The sequence below is a fragment of the Catenuloplanes japonicus genome (genome assembly GCF_000717135.1).
GTDB lineage: Bacteria > Actinomycetota > Actinomycetes > Mycobacteriales > Micromonosporaceae > Catenuloplanes > Catenuloplanes japonicus.
The window spans coordinates 49,990-71,034 of the sequence record NZ_JNXY01000046.1; the positions used below are offsets into that span (position 1 = coordinate 49,990).

The 21,045-nt window shown below is 73.3% G+C and carries 11 protein-coding genes; 8 read left to right on the plus strand and 3 right to left on the minus strand.

Annotated elements, in window-relative coordinates:
* The first annotated feature begins 40 nt into the window (after nt 1–40).
* The 7 genes from OP04_RS45120 (at nt 41) to OP04_RS50845 (ending at nt 17,101) form a co-directional block, all read left to right on the plus strand.
* The gene (locus tag OP04_RS45120) at nt 41–5,716 is read left to right on the plus strand and encodes a hypothetical protein (protein ID WP_033346216.1); all 5,676 of its coding nucleotides are present in this window, start codon (nt 41–43) and stop codon (nt 5,714–5,716) included.
* Between the two features lie 645 nt (nt 5,717–6,361).
* Nucleotides 6,362–10,999, plus strand: coding sequence for a hypothetical protein (locus OP04_RS45125; RefSeq protein ID WP_157241207.1), 4,638 nt, complete (start codon nt 6,362–6,364; stop codon nt 10,997–10,999).
* Between the two features lie 20 nt (nt 11,000–11,019).
* Nucleotides 11,020–11,355 carry a hypothetical protein gene (locus tag OP04_RS45130; protein ID WP_051800039.1) on the plus strand — a complete coding sequence of 112 codons (336 nt, stop codon included), beginning with the start codon at nt 11,020–11,022 and terminating at the stop codon, nt 11,353–11,355.
* A gap of 81 nt (nt 11,356–11,436) precedes the next feature.
* Entirely contained in the window at nt 11,437–12,495 is a 1,059-nt protein-coding gene (locus OP04_RS45135) for a hypothetical protein (protein WP_051800040.1), read from the plus strand.
* On the plus strand, nt 12,495–13,127 hold the full coding sequence (locus OP04_RS45140) for a type VII secretion system-associated protein (RefSeq protein ID WP_033346258.1): 633 nt from the start codon (nt 12,495–12,497) through the stop codon (nt 13,125–13,127). Before OP04_RS45135 ends, OP04_RS45140 begins: the two co-directional genes overlap by 1 nt.
* The gene (locus OP04_RS45145) at nt 13,124–13,963 is read left to right on the plus strand and encodes a GlcNAc-transferase family protein (protein WP_033346218.1); all 840 of its coding nucleotides are present in this window, start codon (nt 13,124–13,126) and stop codon (nt 13,961–13,963) included. The genes OP04_RS45140 and OP04_RS45145 overlap by 4 nt, the downstream gene beginning before the upstream one ends.
* 117 nt (nt 13,964–14,080) lie before the next feature.
* Nucleotides 14,081–17,101 (plus strand): protein kinase domain-containing protein, encoded by a 3,021-nt coding sequence (locus OP04_RS50845; RefSeq protein ID WP_157241209.1) that lies wholly within the window; start codon nt 14,081–14,083, stop codon nt 17,099–17,101.
* Between the two features lie 5 nt (nt 17,102–17,106).
* Here OP04_RS50845 and OP04_RS45155 read toward each other — a convergent pair whose 3' ends face one another.
* The gene (locus OP04_RS45155) at nt 17,107–17,655 is read right to left on the minus strand and encodes a response regulator transcription factor (protein WP_033346219.1); all 549 of its coding nucleotides are present in this window, start codon (nt 17,653–17,655) and stop codon (nt 17,107–17,109) included.
* Between the two features lie 47 nt (nt 17,656–17,702).
* Between OP04_RS45155 and OP04_RS45160 the strand changes: the two genes are divergently transcribed.
* Complete coding sequence (locus tag OP04_RS45160; RefSeq protein ID WP_033346220.1) at nt 17,703–19,313, plus strand: AfsR/SARP family transcriptional regulator; 1,611 nt, start codon at nt 17,703–17,705, stop codon at nt 19,311–19,313.
* On the opposite strand, the gene OP04_RS45165 is transcribed toward OP04_RS45160, so the two are convergent.
* Entirely contained in the window at nt 19,243–19,860 is a 618-nt protein-coding gene (locus tag OP04_RS45165; protein WP_033346221.1) for a helix-turn-helix transcriptional regulator, read from the minus strand. The two genes, OP04_RS45160 and OP04_RS45165, sit on opposite strands and share 71 nt — an antisense overlap.
* An 82-nt stretch (nt 19,861–19,942) precedes the next feature.
* Nucleotides 19,943–20,986: an acyl-CoA dehydrogenase family protein gene (locus OP04_RS45170; RefSeq protein ID WP_033346222.1), complete on the minus strand. Its 1,044-nt coding sequence runs from the start codon at nt 20,984–20,986 to the stop codon at nt 19,943–19,945.
* Nucleotides 20,987–21,045: the final 59 nt, after the last annotated feature.

Here is a 21,045-nt window from a genome sequence, read left to right on the forward strand (position 1 = left end):
TACCGCCGACAGCGCCGCGGATTCCCGGCCGGATGGAGTCGTGGGCACCGTCCCCGCCCAGTCCGCGAACGGCACGGCGGCACCCGGCGGCCCGGCCGGGTCTGATGGTCCTGCCACCGCCGGCGGCCCGGCGGGAGTAGCCGGCCCAGCCGCCCCCAGCACCACCGACCGCCCCGGAGCCGACACCGCCGGCACCATCGGCGGCACCGCAGCGGGCGGCATCGACGTCACCGGCGACGCGCAGCGCCCGGAGACCGCACCCCATACCGGGGACGATCCCGGCTCCGCCGGTGCGGTCCGCCCGGACGACCCCGGCACACGCGGCCCGGCGCACGGAGACCAGACGTCCCCGGCCCGGCCTGGAACGGCGACGGACAGCGCGACGACCGTCGTGCCACCGCCCACGCACGACGGAGAACCCACCGGACATCAGACCGGGACGCCGAACCCGGACCGCACGGTCGACCCAGGACCGGCCGAGCGGCCCGGCACGAACGGGACGGCTACGGACCCGGCTCCGGCCGGTCCCGGGCCGGGCACGGCCCGCGGCCCGTCGTCGATCGCGGCGCTGTCGATGGACGGCTGGAGCGTGGCCGACTGGCAGACCGGCACACCGAATCCGGACTACACGGTGGACGCCGGTCCTACCGCCGCGCCGACTGCAACGGAGTCCGACAGCACCTCGCCGTCGGAAGCCGGACCGTCGACGGCTCCGACGGCGGCCGCCCCGGCACCCGTTCCCGCAGCGACACCGGCAGCGCTCTCCGGAGCGGCACCAGGCGCCACACCGGGAGCCACGCCAGGAACCACACCGGGGTCGCCCCGGAACACCGCCGCCGGGCCCGCCACGGAGGACCAGGCCGACGGGACTGCGGACACTCGCGACACCAGCGTAAACGTGACAGACGGCCTCGCGACCCACCCCGCACCGGCCACGATCGAATCGCTGTCGACGGACGGCTGGGGCACGGCCGACTGGCAGACCGGCGCACCGAATCCGGACTACACGGTGGACGCCGTACCGGTGGTGGAGGACACCGCGGCCGGGCCGGACCGGACGGGCACGTCACCCGCGGAGTCCGCGACACCGGAGCCGGCCTCCCGGCCGCTTCCGGATACCGCACCGGCGACTGCCCCGGCCCGGCCGGACCTGACGATCGACACCGATCTCGCCCGGCCGGACGACGGTCCGGTGTCGCCACTCACGGACGACGACACCTCCGCGTCCGGCCCGAGCACGCCGGCCACTCCGGTCAGCCCGTTGAGTCCGTCGCAGCTGGCTGCGGCGCCGGCCTGGCACGGGCCGGTGGTGTTCGGGCGACGGTCGCCGAACTCGTTGCCGGTGGCGTTGAACCCGGCCGATCAGCTCGTGGTGGAGATGGAGTCCGCGGACGGCCGGTTCTTCGGCGTGTCGTTCCCGATGAACGAGGACGAGGCAAAGGCGATCCGCACGTACGCCCCGCTGCTGGCCGCGTCGTCGCTGCGGACCTATGACCGGGTCGTCCGGAGGAACGAGGACGGAAGCTTCTGGGCGCGGCCGACGCCGACCGGGCTACCGGCACCGGACCGGCTACGCGTGATCGACGGCCACGGCACCGAGGGTTTCGCGGGCATCACGTTCAAGGACGGCCGGACCTGGCTGTTCGACGGACCGGGCCTGCTGCGGTCCGCGGAGGCACACGGGCTGCGCAGGGGCGTCCCGGACGGAGACCCCGCGCTGCTGCTGCTCCAGTGCCAGGCGGCCGTCGGCGGCCCGGACTCGCTGGCGGCGACGCTGCGCGACGCGGCGGTACAGGACGGGCTTCAGGCACCGGTATACGGATTCACCGGCGATGTGAGCCTCGACGCGGCCGCCGGCCCGGGGCACGTGATCGACGTCAACCGGGGCGTTGCCCTGAAGCGGTTCGGCGCGTCGCTCTCGCCCGAACCAGCACCGGCCACCGATCCGGCGCCGTCCGTACCGCGTGGTGAGCGTCCGCATGCGCTGCGGCGGGCCGTCGGGCCCGAGGCAGAGATGGACTACACCGAGCTGGAGCCCGCGCGCGGGATCGAGCTGAACGAGAAGGACCTGATCGCGCGGCACCCGTACTTCGACATCACGGCCGTGGAGACGGCCGGGGGCATCCGGCTGGAGTTCGGCTTCCGGCCGGTGCGCAACTATCCGGAGGAGACGCACCTGCCGACGCCGGACGCGGTGCTGGCCGTGTTCGCCGACACCGTGAACCGGATCCGGAGCGCGCCACGCCAGGCCAGGCTGGGCTCCGTGCTGGGGTCGCAGTTCCGGTTCAACAACGCGCTGGACACCGCTGACGCGCGCGTGCGCAACTTCGGCTCGGGGACCAAGCCGTACCTCTACATGCAGTACACGTTCGGCGTGCCGATGGCGGGCATGTACGACGTGCTCGACCACCTCTATCACAGCGCCGCCGCGCTGCGGCCGAACGCGCGGGACACCACGGGCCTGATGGGGCACGCGCTCACGTTCGGCACGGACATCGCCAGCCGGTACGCGGGCGTGCCGTTCACCGCGCAGCCCGGCGCGGCGCCACCGCTGGGCGTACCGGGCGTGTCGTCGAGCGAGCAGGCCAGCGAGATCCGCGGGCATCTGGCGCTGACCTATGCGCACACCGCGGCGCTGGTCTACCAGTCGGTGGACGACAGTCCACTGTCGAAGAACCGCACGCTGGCGCTGTCCCGCACGTCGATGGCGGACAACCTGGCCGGGCTGTCGCCGGACGCGCGCACGTACCTCGCGTCCAACGGTGCGGGGATCAAGAACGCGATGCGGCAGTCGATCCTGGAGCGGTCCGGACAGGCGCCGGACGCCCGGGATCCGCTGAGCCGCCGGATAGCGGACGACACGCAGCGGCGGCGGATCGAAGCGTACGTGGATGCCGCGCTGTACCCCGGCGTGGAGTCGATCGGGCAGAACGAGGCGTTCGACAGCCTGATGACGACCGTGCCACCGGACACGAACGACGGGCGCGAGTTCCCGGGCAAGCCGGTCGTGGAGGCGCGCTTCGCCGGCCCGCCGCGCGTGACGCCGGACGGCTTCGCACACGACTTCCGGCAGATCAGCGACGTGGTCCGGACCGCTCGTGACCGCGCGGTGTCCTTCCAGTCGCCCATTCCACCGACGGGGTACGGCAGTACCTACCCGGATCCGTATGCACCGGCGACGTATGCGCCGAATCCGTACGCCGATCCCTACGCGCCGGGCCCGTCCTCGTATGCACCGGGCCCGTCCTCCTACGCGCCGCCCGCACCTGCACCCGCACCACCTGCGCAATCCTCGTCATCGGGGTCGTCGAGCAGGCGGCCCCGGTTCTGGAGCCGGCGCCGCGGTGACGGGACGACGCCGGCCGCCCCGCCGCCGCCCCGCGCCGGCGTCCCGGTATCGGGACGACCGCTCGCCACCGGCGCCGGACTGGCCTATGTGGACGACAGCGATCCGGTACCGCGCGGACGGGACGGTTACTACACCGTGTTCGGGCACGGCAGCCCTGGTTCGGTCGCCGGTCACGGGCCGGAGCAGATAGCGGCCGACATCCACACCGACCCGGCATTCGATCCGGCCACGCCGATCCTGCTGGCGTCCTGCGACACGGCCGATTTCGCCGAGGAACTGGTCCTGCACCTGCCGCCCGGCGTCACGGTCATCGCACCCACGAACACGTTCTGGACCGGTCCCGACGGCTCCGGGGGGCACGTGGCGGGCACGGCCGTGGACGCCGACGGCCGGATGTACCCCGCGCCGGCGGGCGACTCCGACCATTTCGTCGCCGTCGGCCGCGGCGAGGACGACGCCGTCACCGTCACGCCGATCGCCAACGACCCCCGGGTCCCGGCCTCGCCGCGAGCGTGGATGGACCCGTACCGCCCGAACGGCTATTACGGCTACTCCGGATATTCCGGTCAGCCCGCCTACGCTCCGGGCCAGCCCGCGAGCTACTCCGGCTACGCGCCGTACCCGGGCGGGTACGCGCCACCACCACCGCCGCCCCCACCACCACCGTCCATGCCGCCGATGCCGCCGCCCGCGCCCGTGGCCGCTCCTCCGGTGGAGGAGATCAAGGCGATCAAGAACCACGGCGACACGTGGGAGACGATCCAGCCCGCGTGGGTGAAGCACGTCATCACCTACGAGGGCTCCGTGCCGATCGCGATCGGCTTCCCGCGGGACGACGCCGAATCCGCGCTCATGCAGAGGCAGGCCCGGTACGCGCACAGCCAGGGCATGGCCGCCTACGACCGCTATCCTCGGCACGAGCCGGGCGCTCCCCGGCACGAGTGGGCGCACCGGCGGCAGCAGATCCCGATGCCCGGCGGTCAGACCGGTCCACCGGCCTCGTCGAACATGCTGTTCATCGACGGCCACGGCGGCGCGACCATGATCGGCCTGGTCTTCACCGACGACTCGTACTGGGGAACCGACGGCAAGAACCTGGCCAGGCTCATCAACCACTACGGCGTGCTGCACCGATCGAGGGGCGGCCTCGCCTCGGACATCGTCATGACGCACTGCAACGCCGCCGAGTCGGCCGGGCCGGGCGGTGTCGCCTACGACTTCTCTCGCCAGATGGCCCGCTACGGCCACGTCGGCGCGGTCTACGCCGGTACCGACACCGTGCAGCTGCGCCAGCCGCCGCCGCAGCATGTACCGGCCGACCAATACCCGACGCCGCTCGCGGTCCGCGACGACGGCATCATGATGCGCTTCGACGCCTCGGGCCACCACCGGTCCGGCTCGTCGTACGCCGAGTCGTCGTCCTCCGGCGCGCGCCGCGGACCAGACCGGCACTCCTCGTCACACGACTACCCGCCGCAGAGCGGTGGCGGCAGCCGTCGCCGCGGCGGCCTCGCGAACGACCCGGCCCTCGCCGCCACGGTCCCCGTCGGCCCCGTGGCGGTCCCGCTGACCGGCGGATCAGGAATCACCTACACCGCGGATGCGTCGCTGACCGGCCCGGACGGGCACTTCACCGTGTTCGGCCACGGCAACCCGCACAGCATCGGCGGGCACACACCCGAACAGGTCGCCGCCGACCTCCGCACCAACGGCCACCAACGGCACCCACGGCCACGTCGCAGGCACCACCGTCGACACCGACGGACGCATCCACCCCGCACCCGCCACCGACACCGACCACCTCGTCACCATCACCCGCAACGACGACGACACCATCACCACCACGCCGATCGCCGGCGACCCCACCGCGCCGGCCGATCCGGTCCGGTGGATGTACGGGCATTCCTACGCCGGCCAGCCGGTCGCCTACACGCCCTATCCGTCCTACGCGGGCGGCTACGGTCCGCCGCCTCCGCCTCCGCCGGGAAGGGGCGGTGGTCTTCCGCCGGACAAGCCCTACGTGCCGCCACCGGCTCCGCCACGCCGGCCGCCGGTGCCCGAGATCCGCGCGATGCCCGCCGAGGGCGAGTCGCTGGCGACCGAGGTGATCGATCCGGCCGGCGTCGACGTACAGGTCTTCACGGACGGCCGATACCGGATCTTCGGCTTCACCAGCGAAAGCGACGACGAGGATCTGCTGATCAATCTCAACGCGATGCTCCGTCTGCGGAACTTCGCCCGGTTCGACCAGTACGAGGGCGAGTCCGACCTGTCGGGTACCCCCGCGGACACGGAGTATGCGATGCCGTCCATCGGGGGTGTGACGCTGTCCGAGACGAACCCGAACCTCTTCTTCGCACACGGTGACGAGTTCTACGCGGACATCACCTACTACGGCCGGGAGTACCAGATCGACGGCCGCAACCTGTTCAACCTCGCCGTCACGCGCGGCTTCCTCTCCACGCCCGGCGCGCTCGACTCTCCGATCATGATGATCGGCTGCGAGGCCGGTCAGCTCACCACCGCGGGCGGGCTGGCGTTCGACTTCAGCTCGCAGGCCCGGCAGCGCGGCCATCGCAACGCCACCATCGCCGCCACCCAGCCGATGCTGGTCAGCGCATGGGTCACGGAGCCACGCAACATGTTCGGCATCGAAAACCGTGGCCGGTTCCGCCAGTTCGGCAACGCCCCCGCTCCGGCCGGCTACGCCGGACCGTCCGGATACGCGGGACCGTCCTCGCAGGGCGGCAACCACACCGCATCGCCGCAGGAGCGGCCCCGAGGCTACTCCCGTCGCGGCGATCAGGCGCCGGCCGCCATCGTCCCGGACGCCGCCCCGGCGGTTCCGCTGACCGACGGATCAGGAATCGGCTACACCGCCGACCCGGCACTCACCGGCCCCGACGGGCACTTCACCGTGTTCGGCCACGGCAACCCGCACAGCATCGGCGGGCACACACCCGAACAGGTCGCCGCCGACCTCCGCACCAACGGCCACCAACGGACGGCCGGGTGCTCCCCGCACCCGCCACCGGCACCGACCACCTCGTGGCCGTCACCCGGGACGAGGCCGACACCATCACCAGGGCACCGCTGCCCAACAGCGCGCACCTGCCCGGACCCGACGCGATCGCGTGGACGGATCCGATCCACGCGCGCCCGACAATGGGTTCGCCGGACGAGCAGATCGATCCGGACGCGGTCTGGGTGGAGGTGATGCGGGACCGGTGGGGCAACCGGAACGGGATCGGCTATCCGTGGAGCGCCGCGGACTACGGCAACTTCGAGCAGGCCGCGAGCGTGATCGGCGACGACCGGCTGATCGCCTACCACCGGTACCCCGGCGCGCACGATCAGCAGGCCCAGGTGGTCACGCAGGCCTATCCGGGTCAGGAGCACGGCGGCACCGGCATGCGGGCCGAACTGCTGCTGGTACACGGGAGCCCGTACCGCGGGCAGATCTGGGTCGGCGGCCGGATGATGTTCATCGACGGCGCGAACCTGACCCGGCTGAGCCTGTACCACGGCTTCCTGAACAACGCGAGCACGGCGGTCCGGCAGCGAATCCTGATGTTCTCCTGCGTGTCCGGCGCGGTCGCCGGGCCGGGCGGGCTCGGGTTCGACGTCGCGACCGAGACGGCCCGGCAGGGGTTCAGCGTGTCCGTGTTCACACCGACGCAGAACGCGGCCGCGTACGCCACCTCGATACCGGACGAGCCCAGCCTCTACGTGGAGCATCGCGGCGTCTTCCGGCGTTTCGACAATGCCCCCGTCACCGCGCAGTCCGGCTGGTCGTCGGACGACAGCAGCAGCGACGACGAGCCGTCCCCGCCGCGCGGCTCCGCCCGCCGGGGCGATCCGTCACCCGCCGCACCGGCACCGGTCGGCCCCGCAGCGGTCCCGCTGGCCGGCGGATCAGGAATCGCCTACACCGCCAGCCCGGCGCTCACCGGCACGGACGGGCACTTCACCGTGTTCGGTCACGGCAACCCCGGCGCGATCGGAGGGCATACGCCCGAGCGGATCGCCGCCGACATCCGCACCAACGGACACCAACCCGGCCAACCCGTCCTCCTCGCCGCCTGCGACACCGCCGACCTCGCCCGCGAACTCGCCCTCCACCTACCACCCGGCACCACCATCACCGCACCCACCAACACCTACTGGACCAACCCAGACGGCACCCACGGCCACGTCGCGGGAATCGTGGTCGACACCGACGGCAGGATGCTCCCCGCACCGGCCACCGACACCGACCACCTCGTCACCGTCACCCTCAACGACGACGACACCATCACCACCACCCCACTTCCCAACAGCACGCACACACCCGGACCCGACGCAATCGCCTGGATGGAGCGCGGGGATCCCTACGTGTCGTACTCGCGGTTCGGTGTGGGGCTGCTCAATCCGCAGAACGACAGCATGATCGCGAGCGTCCGGCGGCGGCAGACCACCACGGACCCGGACCTGGTCTGGGCCCGGACCGGCAGCGGGCGGGTGGTCACGATCCGCGCCGGGGAAATCTCGGTCACGCCGCTGTACGGACCCGGCGGCCTGTTGTTCGGCATGGCGTACCCGTCGAAGTCGGACGACCTGACGCGGCAGTCGCGCTGGGAGCGGGCCGACGCGAACCTGACGACCGGCGACTTCGCGAACAACCCGGACCGCGCCTCGTACTACCACAGCGTGGACGCCACCGACGCCCGCTCGGACTTCGCCTGGTGGGTGGGGCGCGGCCGGGTCCGCGCCGGCTGGCAGCCGCAACCGGGAATCATCGCGGTCCACTCGTCCGAAGAGGTCTTCTCCGCGTCGCCGCTGGGCAGCGACCGGCGGCTGAAGTTCGACCCGGACCAGTTCGGTCGCGCGATGTATATGCACTCGCTGTTCGCGCAGGTGGCCGCCGCCCGGCCGGGTGACTTCGTGCTCGTCGCCTGCCATGCGGGTCAGACCGACGGCGGTACCGGCGACGTGGCCAGCGCGACCGCACTCGCGCTGGACGCGGAGCGGGGAGGCGCGCTGATCGGTAACCGCCGGTTCTTCGGCGCGACCGACGAGGTCTACTCCCCGATCGGCACCGACCGGGACGGCGTGTTCACCCATCGGGGCGGCACGGTGATGGGCCTCAACGTGCGCAACGGCCGGTTCCGGCGGCTCGGGCCGCCCCGGCCGACCACGATCACGGCGCCGCTGACCGGCTGGTCCTATTCGGATCCGGCGCCACCGCAGGCGCAGCAGGACTCGTTCTTGATGCCGTTCACGCCCGGCCCAGCCGGATCGCAGCGCTACTCGACCGTTCCGGCGCCGCTACCGAGCCCGAGCGGCCCCGGCACGTTCCTGGCTCCGCCGAGCCCCGGCTACGCCCAGACGTCGTACACCGGCCATGGCGCCCCGGATCCCTACGCCTCACCAATCCCCTACGCCTCACCAATCCCCTACGCGTCGTCCAGCTCGCACCCGGCGATCGGCCAGCACTCCGGCGGCTCCGGGACCAGGCCGCCCTCCCGCCACGCCGATCCGGCCGGGCAGACACCCGTGGAGGAGTATCTGGAGCGCCGGTCGCGCCGCCGTGGCGGTCCCGCACCGACGGCACCGGCCGCTCCGGTGAGACCGGCGGCCCCGGGCGCCCGGCAACCGGGACCCGGGACGATCTACGGCTACCCACCGGACGCGAAAGGCCTGCGGGCGATCGACCCGGACACGATCTGGAGCATCGACCTGACGAACCAGGCGGGCGAGCGGGTCGGCATCGGCTTCCCGCTGAACGCGGCGGACGCCGCGGCCATGCGGGAGGACGCGAAGGCGATCGACGCCGATCCGCTGGACACCTACGAGTCGTACCCGGGGAATCCAGACCATCCCGGGCCGGAGGACGGCCCGGAGACGCGGCGGACGCCGTTCGCGTTCGGCGGGCGCAAACCGCTGCTGTGGGACGGCCACGGGGTCGTCGGACGGCAGCGGACCGCGCGACTGCCGGACCTGGCCGAGGTGCGGATCCCGATGCCGGACGCCAGCCGGCTGTTCGTGCACAAGGGCGGCCTGAACGCGGCCCGGTCCGGGCCGCAGTCGCCGGTGCTGCTGTTCGCCTGCCGTGGCGGGGCCGGTACCGGCGGCATGCTGTTCGCCGAGAACGCGCGCGCGGAGCTCGCCCGGAACGGGCACACCGGCGAGGTCTACGCGGGCACCCAGGACGTGTTCATCGACGGCTCGGCGGAACCGGAACTGAGCCGGATCGCGGTCGCGGACGGCGGCGAGCTGCGCCGGTTCGGTGACGTGCCGCAGCCGCCGCGCGCGACGCCGCTGGCCGACGGTCCGGGCCGGGCCTATCTCCCGGCAGGGCACTCGACGCCGCTGCACGCGGTGGCCGGGCACTACACGGTGTTCGGGCACGGCGGCCCGTCCTGGATCGGCGGCCGTGGCCCGGTCCCGCTGGCGGCGGAGATCCAGAACGATCCGGCCTACCGGTCGGGCATGCCGGTGTTCCTGGCCGCGTGCGACACCGCGGGTTTCGCCCAGGAACTGTCGAGACATCTTCCGGCGGGTACGCGGATCGTCGCGCCCACCAACACGTACTGGACCAGCGCGGACGGCACCGGCGGTTACGTGACCGGCACCCACGTCGACGAGCAGGGCCGGATCCATCCGGCCGGGCCTCGTGACGGCGACCGCCTGATCGAGATCGTCGACGGTGCCGAAACCGGCAACGCACGCCCCTCCCCCGGCCCGCTCGTCGACCCGATCCGCTGGATGGACCCCTATCCACCGCACGGCCACGGCTACGGACCGTCCCAGCAGGGCGGCCAATGGAGCCAGCAACCGCCACAGGCCGGTTACTGGGGTCAGCAACCGCCGCCGCAGCCTGGACCCGGCTACTACCAGGCCCCGCCACCGGCCCTGGCCTACTACCAGCCCGCGCAACCGGCCTTCATGCCGGACATCGCGCCCGGCGACCGGGCCGTGGCCCGGCCGGCGACCGGCGGCCCGGAGGTCCCGATCGACTACCGGGAGGTCGCCATGGCCATCACGCGGCGCGGTGACGTGGCGATCGGCTTCGGCCTGCCGTCGGCGACGAACGAGGTCGCCGAGATGGAGGACACCGCCAAGACGGCTGTGGACGACGGCCTGCGCTTCTACGAGCAGTATCAGGGCACGCCGGACCGGTCCGTGCCCTACGACTGGAACAGCGGACGCGTCGAGAAACGCACGCCTTTCAGGGATCTGGGCGGCGGACAGCGGCCGGCGAAGATCATTCTGGACGGGCACAGCACGCCCGGCTTGGCCTCTCTGGCCAAGCATGACGAGAGCGCCTGGTGGATCGACGGCTGGAATCTGGTGCGCCTGATGGCGCAGGCCGGCGTGCTGGACGCGCTCGGTTCCGGGCGAGACACCGAGTTCTTCCTGCTCCAGTGCAGGGGCGCGGCGCCCGGCCCGAACGGATCGCTCGCCGGTCAGGTCGCGGCCGAGCTGCGCGCCCGCGATCACCGGGGCAGCGTCTACGCCGGTACCGGCCGCGTGCTGGCGCGGTTCTTCAACCCCTACGCGGTCAATCCGATGGCGGTCTGCGACGGCGGCGTGATCCAGCGCTTCGACCCGATGCCGAGCGGTGGCCAGCAACAACAGGCGTCCGGCAGCGGTTCGCGCCGCCGGTGACCACGAGGAGGAGAGGGCACATGGCGGACGATCCGCTCGGGGACGGTATCGCGGAGGCGGTGGCGGACCGGCTGGACGTGGCGGAGTTGCGGCGGCTGTTCCGGGAGAACGAGTACGATCTGGCACTCAACGGCGACGGTCGCGCGCTCCTGCTCGTACCCGCTGATGATCTTGTTTGTGCCGTGCTGGCGACCAGCGACGCGCAGCGCGGCATTCCGGCGCCGGACTGGGTGCGGACCGACCTGCTCGGCCTGATCGAGCGGCTGCCGGACGGCGCCGAGGTGCTGGTCAACCTGAACAGCGCAGCGCCCGCGCAGTTCTCCGGCGCGTTCCTGCGCGAGGCGCTCCTCGACTGAGACCTGCCCGATCGGACCGGTCCGCGGCCGGATCGGGCACGGCCCGGCCCGCGCGCGGACCGGCGGGGTGACCGGCGTGCGATGGTCGATCCGTCCACAGACAAGGAGTTGATCACGGTGGTCTCGCCCGCCGCCCGGCTGCACGGGTTGCTGCTGCTCACGGCAGGTTTCGTGGAGCGGCCGGACCGGCTGACCGGGCTGCGCGCGGCGCTGGCCGGCGGGCGGCTCGCGGAGGTCGCGGCCGGGATCGCGGAGATCCTGGACCGTAACCGGGTGCCGCTGTCCGGCGAGGATCTGGACGTGCTGGCCGGGCTCGCGCCGGACGCGCGCGAGGTCGCCCGGCTGCGGACCGCGCCCGCCGCCTCGATGCCGCCGACCCGCTGGATGTTCGGCCCGGCGCTGCGCGATCCGGCGCTGTTCGGCGACCGCATGCCGCCGGCGCTGGACCTGACCGGCCCGGACGCGTGGGCGGCGGCCAGTGCGGACGACGCGGACCGGGCGGCGATCGCAACGGTGTCGGCGCTGCCGGGCGCGCGGGCGTTGTGGCGGGCGTGGCGGATCGGGCCGGACGAACCGGAGCCGTCCGTGCGCGTGTTCCTGCTGGAGGCGGACGTGCCGCCGGACGCGCTGCCCGCGCTCGCGGCCCGCACACCGGCCGAGGTGTTCACGGCCGGGACCACGCTGCCGCCCTACCAGCGGCTCGCCCGGCAGTCCTCCACTCTGTTGTGGACAGATCAAGAGCTTCCGGGGGTACGCACGGCGCGGCTGTTCGACCGCGTCGATCCGGCCCGGGGCCCGGTCTTCGACGACGCGCACCCCCGGATCGCCGATCGCACCGCGCTGCTGTCCTATCTGGACGCCGGTGCGCCGCTGCTGCTGACCGCGCAGCTGATGGCGGACGTGACCGATCCGTCGCCGGGCGCGGTCGTGCCGATGAGCTACCGCACGGACGGCGCGTGGATCTGGCCGGACGGCGTCGCCTACTACCTGCGCGTCCACGGGCTGGCCCCCGATCCGGAGCTGACCGCGCACATCGCCGCCCGGTCGTTCGCGCCGCCGGTCGTGGACGCGGCCGGGTTCCATCGCGCCTACGCGGAGCTGATGCGCCCGCGGACCGCCGCACCGGCGTGGAGCCTGTGATGGCCGAGGAGCGCTGGGACACGTACTTCCTGTTCATGGACCCGGACTGGGTTCCGGCGGAGGAGGACGAGGAGCCGCCGATCGAGGCCGTGATCGGCTTCTGGCCGCTGCGCGAGGACGGCGAGATCGCGCCGTTCGTGAGCAATTCCCGTTACCGGCCGCGCGACGAGAACGCGGTGACCGACCCGCTCGACGCGGTGCTGCGGCTGGCCGGGCGCGGCGACGCCACGGCCGCGCAGATCCAGTTGCTGCTGCGCGACTCGCTGATGGACCTCGGCCTGAACGGCGACGGGCGGCCGCTGATCACCCGGGCGCCGGACGGCGTGCCGTGCGTGGTGCTGGCGACGAGTGCCACGCAGCGGCGGCTGGCGTTCGCGCCGCAGTGGCGGCGCGCGGACCTGGCGGCGGTGGTGGCCGCGCTGCCGCCGGACACGGACGCGCTGGTCAATCCGGGCGGGCCAGTGCCGTTCCGGCTGACCGGCGGCTTCCTGCGGGACACGGCCGCGATGACCGGCGAGGAGCAGGCGGCCGCGTACGAGCGGATGCGCGCCGAACAGCCGGACCGGGAGCTGGCCGTGATCCCGTGGGTGGTCGGCGACCGGGATGCGACCGTGACGTTCACGCCCCGGTGACGATCTTCGTCTCGGTCGCGTCGTACCGTGATCCGGAGCTGGTCCCGACCGTGCTGGACTGCCTGGCGAAGGCGGACCGGCCCGACGCGCTCCGGATCACGGTCAACTGGCAGCACCGCGGCGACGAGGACGTGACGCCGTTACGCGCCGACCCGCGGGTGACACTGCTGGAGTTCGACGCGCGCGAGAGCCGGGGCGCGTGCTGGGCCCGTGCGGTGATCATGGACCACTACCGGGGCGCGGACTGGTATCTGCAGGTGGACAGCCACACCCGGTTCGCGCCCGGCTGGGACCGGCGCCTGATCGACACGGCCGTCCGCACCGGCTCCGCCAAGCCGGTGATCAGCGGTTATCCGCCGCGGTACACGCCCGGCGCGGAGGTCTCCGGTGCCGGGCGGCCCACCCGGATCACGATCGACCGGTGGCGCGACGACGGCCTTCCGGTGTTCGGCAGCGCGCCGCTCGGCGACGAGCTCGGCACCGCGTTCGTCGCGGCCGGGTTCCTGTTCGCGCCCGGCTCGTTCCCACGCGAGGTCCCGTACGATCCGGGGCTCTACTTCCAGGGCGAGGAGATCACGGTCGCGGTCCGTGCGTACACCTGGGGATACGACCTGTTCCACCCGGCCGAGGTGCTGGCCTGGCACCACTACGTGCGGGCGGGCGCGCCCCGGCACTGGACCGACCACCGCGAATGGGCCGCCCGCGACCGCCGGGGCCGCCGCCGTGCGCTGACGCTGCTGCGGCATCCGGCACCGGGCCGGTTCGGCACCGGCCCGGTCCGCACGGTCCGCGACTACGAGGCGTACGCGGGTGTCTCGTTCCGACCGGCCCCGTGAACGGAATCGACTACCGTCCGTGTCCGGCGGCGTGGCGAATTCTCGTCTCAACAATGAACATCTCGCGTGATCCGGTCGTCTTGTTCGCGTGAGTTCCGACCGGCCCGAGGAGACATCGTGAGTGCGCCCCGCATGGAACCGCTACGGCGGACCGACCCGGTCACGCTCGGGCGGTACGACCTGCTCGGCGTGCTCGGCCGCGGCGGCATGGGCACCGTGTTCCTGGCCGAGTCCGGCGGCCGGTACGTCGCGGTCAAGGCGATGCACGCGTCACTGAGCGAGGACCCGCAGTTCCGGCAGCGGTTCCGGTCCGAGGTCGACCGGGCACGGACCGTGCCGCCGTTCTGCACGGCCGAGGTGCTCGACGCCGACCCGGAGCACGAGACGCCGTACCTGGTCACCGAGTTCGTGGACGGGCCGAGCCTGGCCGACGTGGTCATGCTCGAGGGGCCGATGCGCGCGTCGGCGCTGCGGGCCACCGCGGTGGGCGTGGCGACCGCGCTGTCCGCGATCCACGGCGCGGGCGTCATCCACCGCGACCTGAAGCCGGAGAACGTGCTGCTCCCGCCCGGCAGCCTCAAGGTGATCGACTTCGGGATCGCGCGGGCCGTCACCGGCGCCAGCCGGCACACCCGGACCAACCAGCTCGTCGGGACCGTCGACTACATGGCGCCGGAACGGTTCGAGGCGGAGGGCGGCGTGACCCCGGCGGCGGACGTGTTCGCCTGGGGTGCGGTGGTCGCGTACGCGGGCCTGGGCCGGTCACCGTTCCGCGCCGACTCGATGGCCGCGACCGCCGCGCGCGTGCTCACCCACGAGCCGGACCTGACCGGGCTGCCGGAGGCGCTCCGGCCGATCGTCGCGGCGGCGCTGGCCAAACGCCCGGAGGACCGGCCGACGGCGCGGGAGCTGCTCGACCGGCTGATGGCGACCGGCGACGCCACCTCCGACCTGACCCGGCCCGCTCCCCCGGCCGCGGGAACCCGCCGGATCCGCCGGACGCCGATCATCGCCGGGGCGGTCGCGGTGGCCGTGCTGGCCGCGCTGGCGCTCGCGTACCCGCTGATGAACGGAAACGGGAGCGGGACGGGACCGGCGGCGGTACTGACCCGGTTCGGCGCGGACCTCCGGCCGCAGGCCGTGCCCGCACGCGTCGGCACGGACGCGACCTGGGACCCGGCGTCGCTGTCGACCGGGCCGGTCCACACGTGCGCGCTCCGCGACGACGCGAGCCTGTGGTGCTGGGGCGCGACCGAGAGCGGCCAGCTCGGCGTGGGCGTGACCGGCGACGAGGTGTACGGCCCGGTCCGCGTCGGCACGGACACCTGGCTCGCCGTGTCCGCCGGGCGTTCCTTCACCTGCGGCATCCACGCGGAGGGGTCGCTGTGGTGCTGGGGGCACAACGGCAGCGGCCAGCTCGGCGTCGGTGACCTCGACGAACGCGCCGAGCCGACCCGGGTCGGCGACCGCACCGGCTGGACGCGGGTGGCGGCCGGAAACGGGTACGTGTGCGCGCTGCGCGACGACGGCAGCCTGTGGTGCTGGGGTTACAACACGGACGGCCAGCTCGGCACCGGCGACACCCGCAACCGCAGCACACCGGCCCTGATCAGCGACGACGGCTGGTCGGACGTGTCCGTGCGGACGACCACCACCTGCGGGATCCGGGTCGACGGCTCACTGTGGTGCTGGGGCCGGGGCGACCACGGCCAGCTCGGCACCGGCAGCGCAACCGACCGCGCCGCACCGACCCGGGTCGGCGACGACACCGGCTGGACCGCGGCCGGCACCGGCGACCTGTACGCGTGCGGCCTGCGCGGCGACGGCGAACTGTGGTGCTGGGGCGGCAACCGCGCGGGACGGCTCGGCGTCGGCGACGAGACCGACCGCGCCGCGCCCACCCGCGTCGGCGGACTCTGGCGGACCGTGTCCACCGGCATCGACGCGGCCTGCGGCATCCGCGCCGACGAGAGCCTGTGGTGCTGGGGCGACAACTTCCGCGGCGACCTCGGCACCGGAGACTTCGCGACCCGCCGCAGACCCGCCGCGGCCGGCGAACCCACCGGCTGGGCGGCCGTGTCCACGGCGTCGACCGGCACCTGCGCGGTGCGCACCGACCGGACGCTGTGGTGCTGGGGTTACAACTCCGACAGCCAGCTCGGCTTCGTCACCGCAGGCGTCGACACGCTCGGCGACGGCTGGCGGCAGGTCGCGCCGGGACGACTGAGCATGTGCGCGCTGCGTGACGACGCCACGCTGTGGTGCGGCTTCTCCAACGGGCAAGGACAACTCGGGCTGGGCGACGTCGTCCAGCGGCCCGACCTCACCCCGGTACGTCCCGGCGGCACCTGGACCGGCGTGGCCACCGGCCGGTACAACTCGTGCGCGATCGCGGCCGACCACAGCCTGTGGTGCTGGGGCGACAACGACACCGGCGTGCTCGGCACCGGCGACACGAACGACCGCCACGAACCGGTCCGGATCGGCGACCGGCACGACTGGGAGCACGTGGCGACGTCGGAGACGCACACCTGCGCGATCACGTCCGGCGGACGACTGTGGTGCTGGGGACAGAACAGGTACGGCCAGCTCGGCGTCGGCGGGAACGCCAACGCGACCGCGCCGCTGCCGGTCGGCACCGACACCGGCTGGACCGCCGTGTCCGTCCGCGGCGGGACCAGCTGCGGCCTGCGCGCCGACGGCTCGCTGTGGTGCTGGGGACTCGGCGACCACGGTCAGCTCGGCACGGCCGGGACAGCGTCCCGCGACACGCCCACCCGGGTCGGCGACCAGGGCGGATGGACGGCGGTCACGCTCGGCGAACGGCATGTGTGCGCGCTGCGTGACGACACCACGCTGTGGTGCTGGGGGGACGGCCGGCACGGGCAGCTCGGGCAGGGCACCACCGCGGACAGCGACCGGCCGGTGCGCGTCGGCACGGACGGGTGGACGTCGGTCACGGCCGGGTTCGCGCACAGCTGCGCGGTCCGTACCGGCGGGGTGGTCTCCTGCTGGGGGTTCAACGGCACCGGGCAACTCGGCAGCGGGGACACCGCGGACCGGCTCCGCCCGGCCGAGGTGCCGGGGCTGCGCGCGTCGTCGGTGGTCGCGGGCTGGTTCACCACCTATGCGCTGTGAACGATTCAGATCACGCCGGTACGCAGCGCGAACGCGACCGCATGCGACCGGTTCCGCAGACCGTACCGGTGGTTGATGCCGTGAATCACGTTCTTGACGGTCCGCTCCGAGTAGGCCAGCTTCACCGCGATCTCGTCCGTCTCCAGCCCCTCGGCGAGCAGGCGCAGCACGTCCAGCTCCCGCTCCGTGAACGCGGGCCCGCCGTCCCCGTCCGGCACACCCGCCCGGACGGTACCGTTCAGCGCGTCCAGCACCGCGCGGCCGAGCACGTCCGCGGTCAGCGCATGCGGCGACAGCACCGCCATGACACGGCAGTCCGCCAGCGCCTCGTCCGCACCGGGCTCGCCGAGCACCAGGACCACCGGCGTGGCATTCTCGACCGCATGCAGCCGCAGCATGCCGACCACGTCAGCGGTCAGCAGCTCCGCGGCCACGACCAGCACGTCCCCGTGCCGCTCACCGATCCGCAGGCCCGGATAGGCGTCGAGCAGCCGCCGCAGCCCCTCCCGGTACAGCGGATCCGGCGCGTTCACCACCACGTCGACGTGTCCCACTCCCGCACAGTGCACGACGGCACTTCAGAAAATCTCCAGGAGCGACCATGAGGGTACGACTGCTGGGCCCGGTCACGATCGCGCGCGACGGCGGGCCGGTCGTGCTGGGCGGCGGACGGCGGACGGCCGTGTTCACGGCGCTCGCGCTGCAGGCCGGGCACGCGGTCACGCGCGACGAGCTGATCGCGGCGGTCTGGGGCGAGGATCCACCGGTCAGCGCCACGGGCAGCCTCTACACCTACGTGTCGGACCTGCGGGCGGCGCTCGGCCCGGACCGGGACGTGCTGTCGTCCGGCGGCGGCACCTACACGCTCCTGCTGCCGCCGGACGCGATCGACGTCACCCGCTTCGAGGCGCTCCGCGAACAAGCGCGACGGCACCGGACGGACGGCGATCCGACGGCGGAAGCCGCGGAACTGGACGCGGCGTTGCGGCTGTGGGCCGAGGACGCGCCGGGCCGGTCGGCTGGCGGCCTCCTGCCGGACGCCGGTGACACCGAGCCGCTCGCCGGGGTTCCGGGGCCGTTCGCCGCCGCGGAACGGGACCGGCTGACCGAGCTGCGTCGCGTCACGATGGATCGGCGGGCGGCGCTGAACAGCGCACTCGTCCGGCCCGGCATGCTCGACGACCGGGAGGCGAGGGCGCTCGCGCAATCGGTCGCGCCGGAACCGCTCGGCCCGGACCGTCTGCGACGGCTGATCGCGGACGCGGGCGGTCACGCCGGCTACGTCCGCGCGCTGGCCACCGGCGCGGACCTGCAACCGGTCACCGCCGCGCACCTCGCCCCGCTCGCCCCCGCCGCCCGCCAGGCGCTACGCACGATCGCCACGCTGACCACCGGTACCGGCACCGGCGAGTGCGACCTCGGCGAACTGTCCACGGCGACCGCGCTCCCCCGCGAGGAGCTCGACACGCTCCTCGCACCCGCGGTAGCCGCGGGCGTGCTGACCAGGTCCGGCGACCGCGTCGCGTTCCGGGCGCCGGTCGCGGCCCGCACGCTGCACGACGGCGCGCCGGTCGTGCTGCGCGTCATGCTGCACCGCACGGCCGCGGAACGGCTCGCGGCCGCGGGCGCCTCACCGGAACGCGTCGCCGCGCAATACCTGAACGGCCGCGTACCGTTCGACGCCCCGGTCCGCGCCTGGCTGCTCACGGTCGTCGCCCGCCTGTCCGCCGGTGCCCCGGGCGTGGCGCTGTCCGCGCTCCAGCGCGCCGGCACCGAGCTGATGCCCGAGGACGACCGCCTGCACCTGACGGCGTGGACGGCCCGCGTCCAGCACCGCCTGCACGGCGACACGATCGTGGCCGCGACCTGGGTGGCGACCCGCACGACCGACCGTGACCTGGAGGCCGAGATGCGCTGGCTGATCGCGCGCACCCACGAACGGCGCGGCTCCTACGAGTCCGCCGCCGAGGTCGCCCACGCCGTCTTCCGGGAGCGCACCGCCCCGCCCGCCTGGCTGGACCGTTTCCACATGCTCCTGGCCCGCGTGCGCCCGGCGCTGCCCGGACGCGCCACCGACCCCGACGTCGACCGCGACGACCTGCCCCGCGCGGCCCAGGAACGGCCGCTGATCCGCAGGCGGGTCAGATCAAACCCGCTCGTACCGCGTAAGCGACCGCGTGCGAACGATTGCGCAGCTGGAGGCGGCGGGTGAAACCATGGATGACGTTCTTGACCGTCCGCTCGGAGTAGCGAAGCCGCCCGGCGATCGTCACCGTGTCCAGCCCGTCGGCGAGCAACCGGAGCACCTCCGTCTCCCGCGCGGACAACCGGGACGGGTTCGCATCGTTCCAGGCGAGCACGTCGCTCTGCAGCCGCTCGATGTGTTTGAGGAGCCCACCGACCAGATGCGGAGGCATCACACCGCCGCCGGACGCCGCGACCGTCACACTGTGCGCCAGACGCTCGGCGGTCACGGCCCGTCGCGGGATGATCGCCACCACACCGCAGCCGATCGCCGCCAGCAGCTCCGACTCGCCGATCTCGTCGCCGACCAGCACGATCGGCACGCCCGACTCGGCACGGAACCGGCGCAGGAGACCGAGCGCCCGGGTGGTCAGCCGTCGGATCGCGACCACGACGACCGCCGCGCCGGCCACCTCCCGCCGGATCACGATGCCCGGCCGCCCGCTCAGCAGCCCGTCGAGCCCTTCCCCGGTGAGCGCGTCCGTCGCGCGCAGCACCACCGCGATCTGTTCCATCCACCGAGTATCCGAAGATCACCTTCAGGGAACCTTCATCAACGGGTACGCCGTACCGGCCGCCACGCCTCGATGGACGGGGTCAGCCGGCCAGAAGTGCGCCGTAGCCCTCCACCGCGAGGTAGCGGTTGAGGTGGAAGTGACGGCTGCCGACCGCGACGTCACGCCACAGGCGTTGCAGCGGATTCCTGGTGGCGAACGCACCCGTGCCGTGCAGGTCCAGCATGAGGTCCACCGCCTGACGGCAGTCACGGGCGGCGTCGGCCAGGTTCAGGGCCATCCGGCCGGCGTCGCGGTCGTTCAGGGCGGCACTCTCGTCGACCTCGGCGGCCACGGTCAGCATGGTGCGCTCGGCGCGTTCGCTCAGCGTGGCGGCCTCGGCGAGCCAGTGCCGGGCGCCGGGGGATTCACCCATGCTGGCGTAGGAGGTCATGAAGGGTTTGCGGCTCGAGGCGAACATCGCCACCGTCAGGTCGAGGGCCGCGAAGGTCGCACCGACAACGGGGGCCAGGTGGGCGACACCGAAAAGCCGCCGGGACGCCGCGGTCGGGGGTGCTTTGAGCGGGGTCACGAAGTCGGCGTCGACCAGAACGCCCTCGGCCACCACGGTGTGGCTGCCGGTACCGCGCATGCCGGCCACGTCCCAGTCGCGGTCGACGGTGAGGTCGGCCATCGGGATCACCGCCATGGAAAACGTGCCGTCGACCATGGTGGCCAGGGCCGCCCACTCCGCGTCCTCGCAACCGGAGACCGATGACCAACGGCCACTGATCCGTACGTGCTCCGCACCGCGCTCGCCGTGGCCCCCAGGGCGGCCCGTCCCGCAGAACAGCGCGTCCGGATCGGCGAACATCGTCGCCCGCGCCCGGTCCCCGAAGTCCCCCGATCGGGCGGCCAGCACCTTGCCGGTCAGGCTGGTGGCGGCGATCCAGGCGGTGGACGGGCAGGCCCGGCCCATCGTCGTCAACATGCGGGCCACCTCGGTGGCGCCGGCGCCACGGCCGCCGTACTCGACCGGCGTGCCCAGTGCGAACGCACCGGCCTCCCGGGCGGCCTGCACACTCTCGGCAGTCGGCCGGCGTCGCTGTTCGGTCTTTTCCGCGTTCGCGGCGAGGATGTCGATCACCGATTGATCTCAGCATCGCGACGGCCCGGCGGCCATGCGCGCCCGGATCGCTGACATAA